Genomic DNA, 14409 nt, shown 5'->3' on the forward strand with positions numbered 1-14409 from the left:
GGACGTGGTTGCGGCGTCTCGCCGCAACGCGAGAACAAGGAGTGGCGATCTCCGAATCGCCACAGCCCATGGGAGCCGATGAATCGCGGTTCTCCTCTGGCCATCGCCACTTCATGGGCTTCGGCGGATCGGAGTCCGCCGCTCCTTGTAACTTCGCATTCCGAAAACCCGCTCTAGCAGTTCTCCCGAACCCCCGTGATCGAATCTCACCAGGTTTTCACATCATCCGCAGTCCCAAGTTTCCCATCCGCCCCCGGCGAGAAAGCGGCGGAGCGGCGGCCTTGCAGATCAACGGTTCTTGAACCGACGCTGAAGTGGAGCTTTTCGTCGTAGTCGGTATCGAGCACCACGGTGTAGGGATTTCCCCACGGGTCATAGAGTCCTTCGACGGAGGTTCCCGTGGCATGGTGGATCAGGCCGTTTTTGTGATTTTTGCCTTCCCTGACGGACAGGAACTTGATGTCACAGGCATTCTGCTTGTTCGCCGATTGGCCTTCTAGTCCTAGCAGAACAGTCAGCAGCTTCACGCCTTCCGGCGAATCGATTGTCATCCGCTCTCCAACATCCGGCAACTTTCCATATTCCGTATAAAAATAATTCGCTGCCTGTTCGAGTGCGGTGGCAGTGGCAAGTGGCTGGAGTTTTCTGAGATGACAATCATTGTGGACACTTTCGAAAGCAAAAAATCCGCCAATTCCGAAGAGGCAAACCACGATGAGAACGAAGTCGGCCAATGCGCTGCCGCTTTTCGCATCTCGATGGGCGGAATCTTTCATGACTGGATAACCTATCAAGGCTCCGTCATCTGTCCAGTTCGCAACACGGATACATTTCCGCAAAGTGGCTGGAGCGTCTCGCTCCAGTTCGGGGGGTGTAAAAAATTCTGTGTGAGCGCTTTCCGACGCTGCCCGGTGAAAAAAACCGTGCAAGCTCGCCCCATGGAGCGGCGGACTCCGATCCGCCGAAGCCCATGGTCGTTCATGACTGACAATGCGTTCATCACAACTTTTGATGAAAAGCACGTTTCGATGGATTTCTTGATTTGGTTGCTAAAGACGACTGATCTCAGAGAGCGTGACAACACCACTGCTCAACCAGTGATTTCCGGTGGCAAAGTTTATCCAACGATACTGGGAATACCTCCCCTTGCCGAACAACGGCGGATCGTGGCCGATGACCTTGGTGGACTCCTTGGAAACCCAACTCGCCACCGCCCGCGCCTCCGCCACCCATCTCTTCGAAGCAGTTGTGGCGGAACTGACCGCTGGAAATCGGGTTGAGGGGGAAAGATCACGGAAGCCTTCCAATCGCATCGCCTCCGTGAAAGAGTCTGCCCGTCCATGAATTCCGAATTTCTTAAATCCCTGCTCGAATGTGGCGAACTGGACCGCGTCGAGATGACCCGTTCGACAACGGATCTGGACAAATTCCGGGAAGCGATCTGTTCGTTTTCCAACGACATGCCGGGACGGGGCGAGCCCGGCTACCTCTTGATCGGAATCGACGAGAAAGATCCGTCATTCCGTCTCTCGATCACCGACGAGCTGCTTCAAAAGTTCGCGTCCTTCCGTTCCGACGGGCAGATCATGCCGATGCCGGTCTTGAACGTATCGAAAGTTCCGCACCCAGGAGGAAACGGAGATGTCCTCGTGGTGGAAGTGCGTCCGCAGGATATGCCTCCTGTCCGCTACAAGGGACGGGTCCATATCCGGGTGGGACCTCGCAAAGACACTGCCAGCGAGGCGGAAGAAAGGGTAATGATGGAGCGCCGCACCTCGAATTTCCCGACCTTCGATGCCACCCCATGCCCGGAAGGCGACTTGAAGCGGTTGGATTTGGAAACGTTCCGTCAAACCTACCGCCCGGAAGCGGTGGCGGCGGAGGTCATTGCGGAGAATCACCGGACTTTGGAAGAACAACTGGCGGCCCTGCGGTTTTACAATTTGAAACGAAACTGCCCAACAAACGCCGGGATGCTGGTGTTCGCCTATGACCCACTGGATCTTTTTCCCGGTGCGAAGATTCAGTTTGTTCAATACGATGGTCCCGGTTTGGCTGACGAGGTAGTCGCTGAAAAAACCTTCACGGGGAGTCTGATCACGGTGCTCTCGGAAATGGACAGTTTCCTCAAGGGCCGCTTCACGCAGAAACCCGTTGTGGTATCAGAACTGCGCGAGCAGGCGGTTTTTGACTATCCGACGGAGGCGGTTCGCGAGCTTCTGATGAACTCGGTACTGCACCGCGACTATCAATCGACGAGCCCGGTGCGATTCTATCAATTCAGCGACCGGATTGAGATTCAGAATCCCGGTGGCTTGTATGGCGATGCTTCGCCTGAGAATTTCCCGCAGGTGAATGCCTACCGAAACCCTATCATCGCGGAGGCCATGCATGTGCTGGGTTATGTCAACCGCTTCGGCCGTGGTATCGCCCGCGCCAGACGCGCGATGGAAGAGAACTGCAGTCCGGAGCCGTCATTTCAATTCGAAATCAATCATTTCCTGGCGGAGATCCCCAAGCACCCACACCGATGAAAACCCTGGCATTTTTCAACAACAAGGGAGGCGTGGGGAAAACCACGTTAATCTATCACCTCGCATGGATGTTTGCCGATATGGGCAGAAAAGTGTTGGTGGCTGACCTCGATCCGCAGGCGAACGTGACCTCGATGTTTCTTTCGGAATCCGAGTTGGAGAAACTCTGGGATCCTGACTTTGATAGCAAAAAAAGTATCATGGCCTCAATTAGCCCGCTGATCCGGGGATTGGGAGACATCGGACCAGCTCCCGTGCAGTCCATCACGAGCAGGTTGCGATTGATTCCGGGAGATCTGAACCTTTCCAGTTTCGAATCAAAACTGTCGGAATCGTGGATCAAGTGCCTGGACCGTGACGAAGCGGCTTTCCGGGTGACGAGTGCGTTCCACCGTCTCACTCGAACGGCCGCCGCGGATTTTGGTGCGGATATCATCCTGATCGATGTCGGGCCGAACTTTGGAGCGATCAATCGTTCCGCGCTCATTTCCGCAGATGCGGTGGTGGTGCCACTGGCACCCGATCTGTTTTCCATCCAAGGTCTAAGAAACCTCGGGCCGACCTTGAGGCGGTGGCGAGAAGAATGGGGCGAGCGAAGACTGAAGAATCCAGAGCCGTCTCTCGACCTTCCGGTGGGGAGCATGACTCCACTGGGATACGTTGTGCTTCAGTTTGGAATCAGGGACAGCCGTCCGGTGAAAGCATACGACAAATGGTCGCAGAGAATTCCGGAGACGTTCAATACCTCAGTGATTGGTGGAACCAATCAATTGCCTCTAGATTATGGTCTTGATGAACATTGTCTGGGCCTTCTGAAGCATTATCGAAGTCTAATGCCGATGGCGATGGAGGCGAGAAAGCCAATTTTTCACCTGAAAGCGGCTGATGGAGCCATCGGTGCACACAATGCCAGCGTTAAGGATTGCGAGAGCGATTTCCGGTTTCTGGCCGAAGCGATTCTTGAAAAACTCCAAGCGGCCAAGCCGGTTTGAAATTTTGGTCGATGGATCGGTTGTAGCACTTCCGTTGATTTTAGCCTCTTGCCATGCCCATCCAACACGCCATCTGGAAAGTCGGAACCAAGCCCGAACTGCTGACCCTTTCAAAACTCGCGACCGAGAAGCACTTGGAAGACATGATCGTGGAATGGAAGAGAGTGAAGTGCGGTGGTCGCAGACCGTGCACTACAGGCCCGTTGAACATCGAAAATCGAACGCCCAACATCGAACGTCGAAGTGAAGAATGGTTCCTCTTTCCATCAACGATCCACTATCAACATCCACTCTCTTCTTCCTCTGCGTCCCTTCGCGACCTCTGCGGCTCTGCGGCTCTGCGGCTCTGCGGCTCTGCGGTGAACTCTTTTCGGAACGGAAAGGCTGGGAGCGAGACGCTCCCGCAACGGTCTGGGGCGAGACGCCCACAGCTACTTTGAAGAGACTCGCGCGCAATGAATTCCGCGCTCCAGTTGGTTGTACTCCAACAAAAAAAGGCGGAGCTTGCGCCCCGCCCTTTTTGATAGAATGTCAGCTCACTTGCCCCAGCGCTCGAGCAGGGTCTTCGCCATGTCGGAAGGAGTTTCCGCGACGGCGATGCCGCACTCGGCGAGGATGCGCTTCTTGGCTTGGGCGGTGTCTTCCTCACCCCCGACGATGGCACCGGCGTGGCCCATGCGGCGGCCCGGAGGCGCGGTGGCTCCGGCGATGAATCCGGCGATGGGCTTCTTGCAGTTTTCCTTGGCCCAACGCGCGGCGTCCACTTCGGCGTTGCCGCCGATTTCGCCGATCATGATGATGGCTTCGGTTTCCGGGTCGTTGTTGAACATTTCCAACACTTCGAGGTGGTTGGTGCCGTTGATCGGATCGCCACCGATGCCGACGCAGGTGCTCTGGCCGTACCCGAGCTGGGTGAGTTGGAAAACGGCTTCGTAGGTGAGCGTGCCGGAACGGGAAACGACGCCGACGTTGCCGCGCTTGTGGATGTAGCCGGGAGCGATGCCGATGCGGCAGCCGCCGTGCGATTTCTCACCGCGGCCGGGAGTGACGAGGCCGGGGCAGTTAGGGCCGACGAGGCGCGACTTGGATCCGCGGAGGGCCTCCTTGACGCGCATCATGTCCATGACGGGAATGCCTTCGGTGATGCAGACGATGAGTTCCACGCCGGCATCAGCCGCTTCGAGAATGGCATCGGCGGCGAATGGAGGTGGCACGAAGATGGCGGAAGCGGTGGCTCCGGTTTCGTTCACGGCCTCGGAGACCGTGTTGAAGATCGGCACGACGTTTTCAAACTTCTGTCCGCCCTTGCCGGGAGTGACGCCGGCGACGAGTTTGGTGCCGTAGGCGAGTGAGAGGGAGGCGTGACGCGCGCCGAAGCTGCCGGTGATCCCCTGGACCAGGAGCGTGGTGTTTTCGTCGATGAGGATGGCCATAAGAAAAAGTTGCTAGATTTCAGTTTGAAGTTTTCAGGCGACTGCGGCGACGATTTTCTTCGCTCCGTCCGCCATGTCGTCGGCGGAAACAATGTTGAGTCCGGAGGCGGCGAGGGTGGCCTTGCCCATTTCCACGTTGTTGCCTTCGAGGCGGACGACGAGCGGAATCGGCAGGCCGGTTTCCTTGGCGGCGGCGATGACGCCTTCCGCGATGACGTTGCAGTCCATGATGCCACCGAAGATGTTGATCAGGATGCCCTTCACGTTCGGATCACCGAGGATGATCTTGAACGCGGCGGTCACCTGCTCTTTGGAAGCTCCGCCGCCCACGTCGAGGAAGTTGGCAGGATCGCCACCGAAGTGCTTGATGATGTCCATGGTGGCCATCGCGAGACCGGCGCCGTTGACGAGGCAGGCGATGTTTCCATCGAGGCCGATGTAGTTGAGCTCGAATTCGGAGGCGGCGACTTCGCGAGGATCTTCTTCCGACTTGTCGCGCATGGCGACGATGTCCGGGTGGCGGTAGAGCGCGTTGTCATCGAAGCCGAACTTGGCATCGAGCGCGAGCACGCGGCCGTCGGGAGTGGTAACGAGCGGATTGATTTCCAACATCGCGCAATCGCAGGAGATGAAGAGCTTGTAGAGGTTTCCGAGGAGTTTCGCGAACTGCTTGGCGATGTCGCCGGTCAGACCGAGTGCGGCTGTTAGCTTGCGGACTTCATAAGACTGGAGGCCTAGCAGCGGATGGATGAACTGGCGGACGATCTTGTCCGGCGTGTTGTGCGCGACATCCTCGATGCTCATGCCGCCTTCGGTGGAAACGACGATGACCGGGCGGCAGGTGGCGCGGTCCATCAGGATGGCGAGGTAGTATTCGTGGGTGATGTCCACGGCCTCGGCGATCATCACCTTGCTGACCAGTTTGCCCGCTTCACCGGTTTGCACGGTGACGAGAGTTTCATTGAGCATTTTTCCGGCGAACTCGGCGGCTTGCTCGGGTGACTCGATGAGATGGACGCCACCTTGGAAGCCGTTTTTGAAATGACCCTTTCCGCGGCCACCGGCGTGGACCTGCGCCTTGATCACCAATTTCGCTCCGGCGAATTCTTTGGCAGCCGCAGCGGCTTCTTCGGGAGTGCTGGCAACCCGGCCGCTGGGGCTAGGGACTTGGAAACGATCGAAAAGCTCTTTGGCCTGGTATTCGTGAATGTTCATGATGGCGATCGGGAATCGTGCGCTGACACGGGGAAATCGGCGGGACGGTATTCCCCCCGGCGTTGCGGGGTCAAGGCACGTCTTGAAAAATGCGGATGAATCCCGCTCAGGTGAGCGATAAAGCCCCCTCAGCGGCTGCCTGAAAAATGATGAATTCCTGTTCTCGCGCAGAGCCGCAGGGACGCAGATGTTTTTTGGGGAAGAGAAAATCCCCGCAAAATCAATAAACTTCTGACTCTGCGCCCCTGCGGCTCCGCGCGAGTCATCTATCTTCGATAGAATTTGACTATCTTCGATAGAATTTGAACCGACTTCCGAAAATTTTAAGACGGCCTCTCAGCGGCGGGCGGCCTCGATCAATCGCTTCAACTTGCGGTTGAATCCATCCGCGGCGGCCAGTTCATCGAGTCGGAGATGCATCCGGTAGCGCCAATAAAACGGGATGATCGCCGGCACGTTGATCCGCTCTTCTTCCGGATCCGGATGGCGGATCGCCTCGTCCATCGCCAGCAAATCCTGGAGCGGGAAGATCGCCCACATCGCGGGCGATTGCAGGTGTTGCCAGATGATCTTGGTCGCCACCTCGCCCGAGAGTTCGGACTCGGGAAATGAAATGCCGAACATCTGCCACGCGAACCGGGCCGTCGTTTGCGCATCCTCCGTCCACCACGCGCGCAGCGTGGACATGTCGTGGGTCGATGGACTGACGACGCTCATGTAAGGTGCGTTCTGCGGATTGAAGAACTCGATCTCGTGCGTCTTCGGCATGCGCTGGATTTCTAACGAAAGGATGCCGAGCTCCTTCAGCACGCCCGGCACGCAGGCAGGCACCATGCCGAGGTCCTCGCCGCAGAGCAGCATCGGGCTGGCCCGGCGCATAGCAGGAAGTTTCGCGTAGCCCTGGCCCTGCCAGAAATCCTCCTGACGCCGATAGAAATAGTCGTTGTAGAGATCCTCCACCCGCCAGCGCATGTCGGGATCGAGGTCCTGGTAGGAATGCGTCGCCTGCATCGACATCCGCGGATGATACTGCGTGCCGTTCGAACCCTTCACCTCGAAGAACAACACGTCGCTCGCGCAGTCCATCAGGCCTTCGCGGATGAAATCATCGTGCGGATGTTCTTTGAAATAATCATCGATGCGCCGTTGCGTTAGAACCTGCTCGCGGAGTTGGAAATAACCGTTTTCACAATCATGCAGGAAACTGTTCTTCACATACTGCGCCGCATCGCCGAAGCGTTCCTTCAGCGCATTCCAGCGGATGTAGGGACGGCAGTAGCGATTGTAATCGAAGTCGATGCCGCGCTTGCGGATTTCATCGATTTGGATCGGCATCGCCGGATCGAAAAAGCCCATGATGCCTTCCACGTGGTCGAACGGCACCTGCCAGATGCGGAAGAAGCCGAGGATGTGATCGATCCGATAGGCGTCGAAGTAATGGCTGAGTTGGGCGAACCGCGAACGCCACCAGGCGTAATCGTCCTTTTGCATGACCTCCCAGTTGTAAGTGGGAAATCCCCAGTTCTGGCCTTTCACGGCGAAGGCGTCCGGCGGCGCTCCGGCCTGCGCGTCCATCTTGAACAAATGGGGCGCGGACCATGCGTCCACCGATTGACGGTCGATGCCGATCGGCAGATCTCCCTTGAGCGCGAGTCCGCGCGAATGCAGGTGGGCGACGGCGTCGGCGAGTTGTTTGTCGAGCTCGTGCTGGAGCCAGATATGATAGGCGATTTCGGGCCACTCGGGATGGGCCGCCTCGGTGAGTTCATCGACCCGTGTCCGGTCGAAGATCGCCCAGTCGCCCCAGTGGGAGAAATCGGCGGTGCCGAAATGGTCGCGTTTGACGCAGAACAAGGCGTAGGGAACGACCCACGCGGCATTGGTTGTTAGGAAATCCTTGAAGGCGGCGCTGGCAACAATCGCGAGCCGGTGTTTTTCGAAAATCTTGCGGGTGAGTTTGGTCTTCAACTTCATCACCGCCTCGTGATCCACCTGCTGGAGAGGATTCAACAGTTCGCAAGCTGACTTAAGTTCCTGCGCGAACGCCGCCGGCATGGCGAGTCCGAGGTCCTCGATCCGCAGATAGATCGGATGCAGTGCGAAAACGCTGATCGCCGAATACGGATAGGAATCCGTCCAGTCGTGGGACGAGGTGGTGTCGTTGATCGGCAGGATCTGGATCAGCTTCAGGCCGACGTCATGCGCCCAATCGGCGAACGGCTTGAGATCCGCGAACTCGCCGACGCCGAGGCTTTTGTCGCTGCGCAACGAGAACACCGGCATCGCCACACCCGCCGCGCGGAACAGCCCGGCGGTATCCCGGCGATAGCATTCATCATGGATATGAGTCCATTGGCGGGAGGCATGGGAGTGCGAAGTCAGCCTGCGGTTTTCACCCAACTCCATGCTGACCACACAGTTCAATTTCAAGTCGAACAAACCGTATTTGTAATCGATCATCCAATCCGCGGGCAGATAGACATGTTTCTGCCAGACGTCCGGAGCGATTTCCTCGAGCGGGACGGCGGAGTGCCAACCCCAGTTGCCGAGTTCGCTCACGCTGCCGGTCAAACAGGGAACCTTGCCCTCGGGCACGGCGGCCATGCGGAGTTGGAACGTGTGATTCGCACTCTCCGGAATAACAGATTGGGTAAAAGATTCGTGAAGCGGGCGGACCGCCACGCAGGCCTTGGTTTCAAAGGCATAATCCACAGTCCCGGGGGAACACCACGAGTCGAGAAGGACGACCGCCTCATGGGTGTCGAGATCGATCTCCGCGACTCTCGCCGGTTCCCATTCGTCGAGTTCGACGCCGTTGTTGGATTGACGAAGCTGATAGTTGTATTCGATCCGGAAACATCCGGCACCGCGCACGTTCACGCTGGTTTCCCATTGTCCATCGTTGAGCCAATGCAGTGGAACGATCTGGTCAAAACGGACGCCCTTTTCATCCAGCACGGTTGAGTATTTCAACCAGAGCGACTGGCCGGGAACGGTGTGGTAATTCAGGCGGAAAACGATCTTCATGGGCGACAGGCTAATGTTGAAAAATCAAGGCCGGTTGGCGATTCGAAAAACAGCTCCGGGCGACTTGACCGCGCGAATCCGCATGGCGAAGGTTTCCCATGCTCCACTTCGCGACCATCGTCATCGCGGTTTGCGCGCTCGTGGCCGGGCTGGCACTCGCCCGCCTGATCACGAATTGGATTGCGAATCGCTGATCAGCCCTGCGAGGCCTTTTGCACGAACCGCAGCTTTTCGAGCGCGCCTCCGCTGGAGATCATTTCGGGTGAAGCTCTGTTCTTTCGCTTTCCATCGTGCAGTTGGCCCGAAGTACCACCTTATTCCCGATTCTAGCATTTCCGCGCCCGCCTCATGGAGTTGACTCCGGGCCAGCGGCGGTATTCGACGGGATTTTGATCGCCCCGTCGGCCAAAGATCCTATCAAACTTACGACCCACGTTGCGTTCGAATATAGAATATTGGTTCCTATCGATATTGGATCCGGGTCTCCGATCACAGACATAGGTGCTCTTGTTAGCTTGGTAGTTGTAAGTGATTACATCATTCCGCGACAAACAGCTTGAGCTTGCTGCAGACTTCCCTTCCGCCGTTGCAACGGAGTTTCGCAAAATGCCTGATTCCCGCAAAGATTGCGGAAAGCGAAAAGATAGTGGTCAAGCCGTTGCCAAAAGGCTCCCTTGAATTTTGGCATGTTGAAAATCAATAAATCAAAGATACCGTGATTTAGTGATTTTCAATTTTCAGCCCTGAGTCTCCACGCAGCAAATCCGCCGACAGTCTCGAGGCGACGCCCAAAGCATCTCGATATAAGTCCGGCAATCGGGCGGCTCATCGTAAGCATCCGCGGCCCTGGCACCTGTGCTGTCGCCACGTCCGAAATACCCTTCGTCACCGATTTCATCCATTCCGAATCATTAAAATTGTGAACCCATCGCCCAGCCATTGCATTATGAAATTCCGACGGTTCGCCGTCCATACTGTGGCGGGCATGCTGTTAGCCGTTGAGGCGCAAGCCGCGGTCAGTGCAGTCGATCTGGCCGATTTGAGTATCGAGCAATTGATGAACGAGTCGGTGACTTCGGTTTCCAAGCGGGAGCAATCCCTGTTGGACGCCGCGGCCGCCATCTCGGTGCTGACCAATGACGACATCCGCCGCTCCGGTGCCACTTCGGTCGCGGAAACGTTGCGGTTGGTGCCGGGAATGGATGTGGGTCAGATCAATTCGAGCCAGTGGTCGATCTCGTCACGGGGGTTCAGCGGCCAGTATTCCAACAAGCTTCTGGTCATGGTGGACGGCCGCGCGGTCTATACTCCGACGCTGGCGGGGGTTTACTGGGACTTGCAGCAGACGATGCTGGAGGATGTGGATCGCATCGAAGTGATCCGGGGGCCGGGTGGCACGTTGTGGGGGGCCAATGCGGTGAACGGAGTGATCAACATCGAGTCCAAAAGCGCCCGGGACACCCAGGGTGGACTGCTCTACGCGGGTGGCGGCGATGTTCATCTCACCACGGAAGGTGCGCGCTATGGCGGCAGGATCGGAGAGAACACTTACTATCGCGTCTTCGGTAGCTACCAACTGTCCGATGCCTATGAGCAGCCGTCCGGGGGATCCGCGATGGACGGCTGGCAAAGCGAGAGCGGCGGTTTCCGGATCGATCACTATCAGGGCGAGGACACGCATTTCACCTGGCAGGGGGATGCCACGGTGGTGGATTTCAATGAAAATGCTTCCGACGGCTACAACGTGAACACCTTGGGGCGCTGGACCCACGAACTGGCGGAACGTTCAAGCGTCGAGGTGCAGGCTTACTACGATCGCACCTATCGCAATGAAATCACCCGTGCCCGCCCCACCGTGGACACATTCGATCTCATCGCCCAGCACACCTTCGGCGTTGGAGATCGGAATGATGTCATCTGGGGGCTGGGTTACCGGTTTATCGGGAACGACGCCGAACAGACCACCCCCACGATCCTGGTCCACGAGGGCGATTTGAATCTCCAGCTTTTCAGCGGGTTCATTCAGGATGAGTTCAAGCTCATTCCCGACAAGCTGATCCTGACGGCCGGGACCAAGATCGAGCACAATGATTTCACCGGCATTGAAATCCAACCGAGCGTGCGCGCGGTGTTCAAGCCGGCCGCCAACCAAACCCTTTGGGCCGCGGTCTCCCGGGCCGTGCGGACGCCGGACGTCCTGGAAGATTCGGATGTGTTCGCAGTGCAGATCGGCGAACCCATCGCCGCGCCCGGCGGTCCTTATGTCCCCAGAATCGTCGGCACTGCCAATCCGGATTCCGAGGTTCTCTGGGCTTACGAACTGGGCTACCGCATTCAGCCGGAGAAGCGGGTGAATGTGGACGTCGCGCTTTTCTATAATGATTATAACCAGTTGATCGACTTCGGAACCACGCCCGACCGGTTTGTTCCCGGTGATCCGGAAGGCACGGCGGAGTTTCCGCTGATGAACATTCAAAGCGGTCACACCTACGGTGGCGAAGCGTCCGTGACGGTGGAGCCGATTGACCATTGGCGCCTGAGCGCCAGCTACTCGCTCTTGCTCGCCGATATCGGGGGGCCGGTCCCCGTAGGGAGCCCGGAAATGGCCGAAACGCAGCAACAGGCGATCCTGCGTTCCAGCCTGGATTTCGGACGGGCGAGCATCGATGCCCAGTTCCGCGCCGTGGATCAGGAAACGGGGGTCGAGGGCTATGTGACCGCCGATGTCAGGCTTTCCTATCGGCCAACGGACGCCCTCGATCTCTCATTGGTTGGGCAAAACCTTTTGGACGCCGGGCATCAAGAAGCGACCCAGTTCTTCGGAACCACGAACGGGATAGTCCCGCGCGGGTTCTTCGCGCGAGTCACTTGGAAATTCTAACTCCCCCGGCAACCCTATCATGTCACCTGGAAATCGAAAGCTCCCGGCAACCCGCAGGGTCCTTGGCGGATGGCGGATCCTGCTGATTTGTATGCTGATCGGCGTCGCCCCGGCCGAGGCTGATGTTTCGAAAGAATACCAGCTCAAGGCCGCGTTCCTTTATAACTTCGCAAAATTCGTCGAGTGGCCGGCGAGCGGCTTCGCGACTCCCGAGAGTCCGCTGGTGATCGGAGTTTTCCGCGCCAATCCGTTTGGCGACGAACTGGAGAAAGCCGTCAAGGGCAGGAAAATCAACGGGCACCCGATTGTGGTGTCTCAGGTATCATCGGTCGCCGCCGCCCGCCAGACCCAGATTCTGTTTGTGGGGGCGTCCCAGAATGCCAAGCTTGGCGAATTGAAGGGAGCGCTTCAGGGCACCCCGGTGCTGACGGTGGGCGAATCAGAAGAGTTCGCGCGGCAAGGGGGCATGGTCACCTTCACCCTTCAGAACGATTCCCTGCGCTTCGCCATCAACAAGGACCCGGCGCAAAAGGCCGGGTTAAAAATCAGCTCGCAGCTTCTAAAGCTGGCCTTGAATTCCGGGAGGACCACCCCGTGAGAATCCTCCGCAACATCCCCATCAAGCGGAAGCTGACGATTATTTCCATGCTGACCAGCAGCGTGGCGCTCCTGCTCACCTGCGGGGTGATCGTCGGCTTTGAAATGGTCAACTTCCGGCGGGGCATGGTGGGTGAACTCCTGACGACCGCGACGATGGTGGGCGACAACACCGTCGCCGCGCTGACCTTCGAAGATCCGGCGGCGGCGGAGCTGACGCTGCGCGCGCTGGGTGCCGACAACCACATCGACGCCGCCTTCATCTACGACGCCAAGGGACTGCCCTTTGCCAGCTATCAGCCGTCCGGGGCGACCCCGATCACACCGCCACCGGTCCCGATCGAGCGGAATCTCCATCGTTTCACCGACGACTCCCTGGAAGTTTTCCAGGACCAGCTTGCCGACGACTATCTCGAGGTTTTCCACGACATCACGGTCGCCGGAGAATTGGTGGGCACGATCTATCTGCGCCACGACATGCTCGAACTCCGGAACAACCTCGTGCGCTCCGGCTACCTCGCCTTGGGTGCGATGGTCGGGGCATCGCTCGTCGCCCTGCTACTGACTCGCAAGCTTCTTCCCATGATCTCCGGGCCGATCATGAACCTCGGGCAAGTGGTGCGCGACGTGGCGACGCGTAAGGATTTCTCCATCCGCGCCGAAAAGCAGGGTGAGGACGAGGTGGGCAACCTGATCGACGGATTCAACGAGATGTTGGGCGAAATCCAGCACCGCGACGCCGCCCTCCAGGCCGTGCACGAAAGCTTGGAGCAGCGGGTCGAGGAAAGGACCCAGGAGCTCGCCAGCTCGCTTTCCATTCTCAATGCAACGCTTGAATCCACCGCCGATGGGATCTTGGCCGTCAATCAGTCGGGGCAGGTGGTTTCCTACAATACCAAGTTCGCGGCCATGTGGGGCTTCCCGCCCGAGGTATTGCAAAGGCAGGATGACAGAGAATGGTTGGCACTCGCCAGCGCGCAAGTCGTCGATCCGGAGCAGTTCATCAGCAAGACCGGAAATCGCGCCGTTCTTCACGAAAACCAAGCCTTCGACGTGGTCCAACTGAAGGATGGCCGGACCTTCGAGCGATACGTCCAGTCCCAGAACGTCGGCGAAACGCCGGTTGGCAGAGTGATCAACTATCGCGACGTCACCCTGCGCAAACGCGCGGAAGCGGAGTTGGCGGACACCGCCAGACAACTGCTGGAAACCTCGCGCCAGGCGGGCATGGCGGAAGTCGCCACCAGCGTGCTCCATAACGTCGGCAATGTCCTCAACAGCGTCAACGTCTCCTGTTCGGTGGTCGCCGACAAGGTGCGCAAATCACGAGTCGGCAGCGTCGCGAAAACCGCCGCCCTGCTGCATCGGCACACGGACGATCTCGCCGCGTTTTTCACCACCGATCCGACAGGGCGGAAACTGCCGGAATACCTCGGCAAGCTGGCCGTAGGGCTCGCGGATGAACAGGCGGAACTGCTTCAGGAACTCCGGTTGCTCGGCAAGAACATCGACCACATCAAGGAGATCGTGGCCATGCAGCAGAACTACGCCAAGGTTTCGGGCATCACGGAAACCCTCCCCGTGAGCGATTTGATCGAAGACGGCCTGCACATGAACGAAGGCTCCCTGACGCGCCACGCGGTGCAAGTGGTCCGCGACTACGGCGAGGTGCCGCAGATCACCGTCGAGAAGCACAAGGCGCTGCAAATCCTGGTGAACCTGATCCGCAA

10 protein-coding genes are annotated in these 14409 nt (G+C 58.1%); 6 read left to right on the forward strand and 4 right to left on the reverse strand.

Going from position 1 to position 14409, the window contains the following annotated elements; all coding sequences use genetic code 11:
• Nucleotides 1-206: 206 nt before the first annotated feature.
• Nucleotides 207-776 (reverse strand): hypothetical protein, encoded by a 570-nt coding sequence (locus ABIQ96_RS06205; RefSeq protein WP_348213695.1) that lies wholly within the window; start codon nucleotides 774-776, stop codon nucleotides 207-209.
• Nucleotides 777-1107: 331 nt separating this feature from the next.
• Between ABIQ96_RS06205 and ABIQ96_RS06210 the strand changes: the two genes are divergently transcribed.
• The 3 genes from ABIQ96_RS06210 to ABIQ96_RS06220 are packed head-to-tail and all read left to right on the forward strand — an operon-like array spanning nucleotide 1108 to nucleotide 3526.
• Nucleotides 1108-1344 (forward strand): hypothetical protein, encoded by a 237-nt coding sequence (locus ABIQ96_RS06210; protein WP_348213696.1) that lies wholly within the window; start codon nucleotides 1108-1110, stop codon nucleotides 1342-1344.
• Nucleotides 1341-2534 carry an ATP-binding protein gene (locus ABIQ96_RS06215; protein ID WP_348213697.1) on the forward strand — a complete coding sequence of 398 codons (1194 nt, stop codon included), beginning with the start codon at nucleotides 1341-1343 and terminating at the stop codon, nucleotides 2532-2534. The genes ABIQ96_RS06210 and ABIQ96_RS06215 overlap by 4 nt, the downstream gene beginning before the upstream one ends.
• On the forward strand, nucleotides 2531-3526 hold the full coding sequence (locus ABIQ96_RS06220) for an AAA family ATPase (RefSeq protein WP_348213698.1): 996 nt from the start codon (nucleotides 2531-2533) through the stop codon (nucleotides 3524-3526). The genes ABIQ96_RS06215 and ABIQ96_RS06220 overlap by 4 nt, the downstream gene beginning before the upstream one ends.
• 536 nt (nucleotides 3527-4062) lie before the next feature.
• On the opposite strand, the gene sucD is transcribed toward ABIQ96_RS06220, so the two are convergent.
• From sucD to ABIQ96_RS06235, 3 genes are all read right to left on the reverse strand, one after another.
• Nucleotides 4063-4959: a succinate--CoA ligase subunit alpha gene (sucD, locus tag ABIQ96_RS06225; RefSeq protein WP_348213699.1), complete on the reverse strand. Its 897-nt coding sequence runs from the start codon at nucleotides 4957-4959 to the stop codon at nucleotides 4063-4065.
• 33 nt (nucleotides 4960-4992) lie between these two features.
• Nucleotides 4993-6174 carry an ADP-forming succinate--CoA ligase subunit beta gene (gene sucC / locus ABIQ96_RS06230; RefSeq protein WP_348213700.1) on the reverse strand — a complete coding sequence of 394 codons (1182 nt, stop codon included), beginning with the start codon at nucleotides 6172-6174 and terminating at the stop codon, nucleotides 4993-4995.
• A gap of 336 nt (nucleotides 6175-6510) precedes the next feature.
• Nucleotides 6511-9201, reverse strand: a complete 2691-nt coding sequence (locus ABIQ96_RS06235) for a 4-alpha-glucanotransferase (RefSeq protein WP_348213701.1) — start codon at nucleotides 9199-9201, stop codon at nucleotides 6511-6513.
• Nucleotides 9202-10147: 946 nt separating this feature from the next.
• On the opposite strand from ABIQ96_RS06235, the gene ABIQ96_RS06240 reads away from it, so the two are divergent.
• The 3 genes from ABIQ96_RS06240 to ABIQ96_RS06250 all read left to right on the forward strand — a co-directional run.
• A complete protein-coding gene (locus tag ABIQ96_RS06240) occupies nucleotides 10148-12082 on the forward strand; it encodes a TonB-dependent receptor (RefSeq protein WP_348213702.1) in 1935 nt (644 codons plus the stop codon).
• A 19-nt stretch (nucleotides 12083-12101) separates the two neighbouring features.
• Entirely contained in the window at nucleotides 12102-12680 is a 579-nt protein-coding gene (locus ABIQ96_RS06245; protein ID WP_348213703.1) for a YfiR family protein, read from the forward strand.
• Nucleotides 12677-14409, forward strand: a 1733-nt coding sequence (locus tag ABIQ96_RS06250) for a CHASE sensor domain-containing protein (RefSeq protein ID WP_348213704.1), incomplete at its 3' end; no start/stop codon positions are given. The genes ABIQ96_RS06245 and ABIQ96_RS06250, both read left to right, overlap by 4 nt.

Source organism: Luteolibacter sp. (genome assembly GCF_039920825.1).
In the GTDB taxonomy this organism is placed as follows: domain Bacteria; phylum Verrucomicrobiota; class Verrucomicrobiia; order Verrucomicrobiales; family Akkermansiaceae; genus Luteolibacter.

Coding starts and splice junctions, on each gene's coding strand:
- ABIQ96_RS06235 (WP_348213701.1), bottom strand. CDS start 9,201: ATGAAGATCGTTTTCCGCCTGAATTACCACACCGTTCCCGGCCAGTCG.
- ABIQ96_RS06245 (WP_348213703.1), top strand. CDS start 12,102: ATGTCACCTGGAAATCGAAAGCTCCCGGCAACCCGCAGGGTCCTTGGC.
- ABIQ96_RS06205 (WP_348213695.1), bottom strand. CDS start 776: ATGAAAGATTCCGCCCATCGAGATGCGAAAAGCGGCAGCGCATTGGCC.
- ABIQ96_RS06240 (WP_348213702.1), top strand. CDS start 10,148: ATGAAATTCCGACGGTTCGCCGTCCATACTGTGGCGGGCATGCTGTTA.
- sucD (WP_348213699.1), bottom strand. CDS start 4,959: ATGGCCATCCTCATCGACGAAAACACCACGCTCCTGGTCCAGGGGATC.
- sucC (WP_348213700.1), bottom strand. CDS start 6,174: ATGAACATTCACGAATACCAGGCCAAAGAGCTTTTCGATCGTTTCCAA.
- ABIQ96_RS06220 (WP_348213698.1), top strand. CDS start 2,531: ATGAAAACCCTGGCATTTTTCAACAACAAGGGAGGCGTGGGGAAAACC.
- ABIQ96_RS06215 (WP_348213697.1), top strand. CDS start 1,341: ATGAATTCCGAATTTCTTAAATCCCTGCTCGAATGTGGCGAACTGGAC.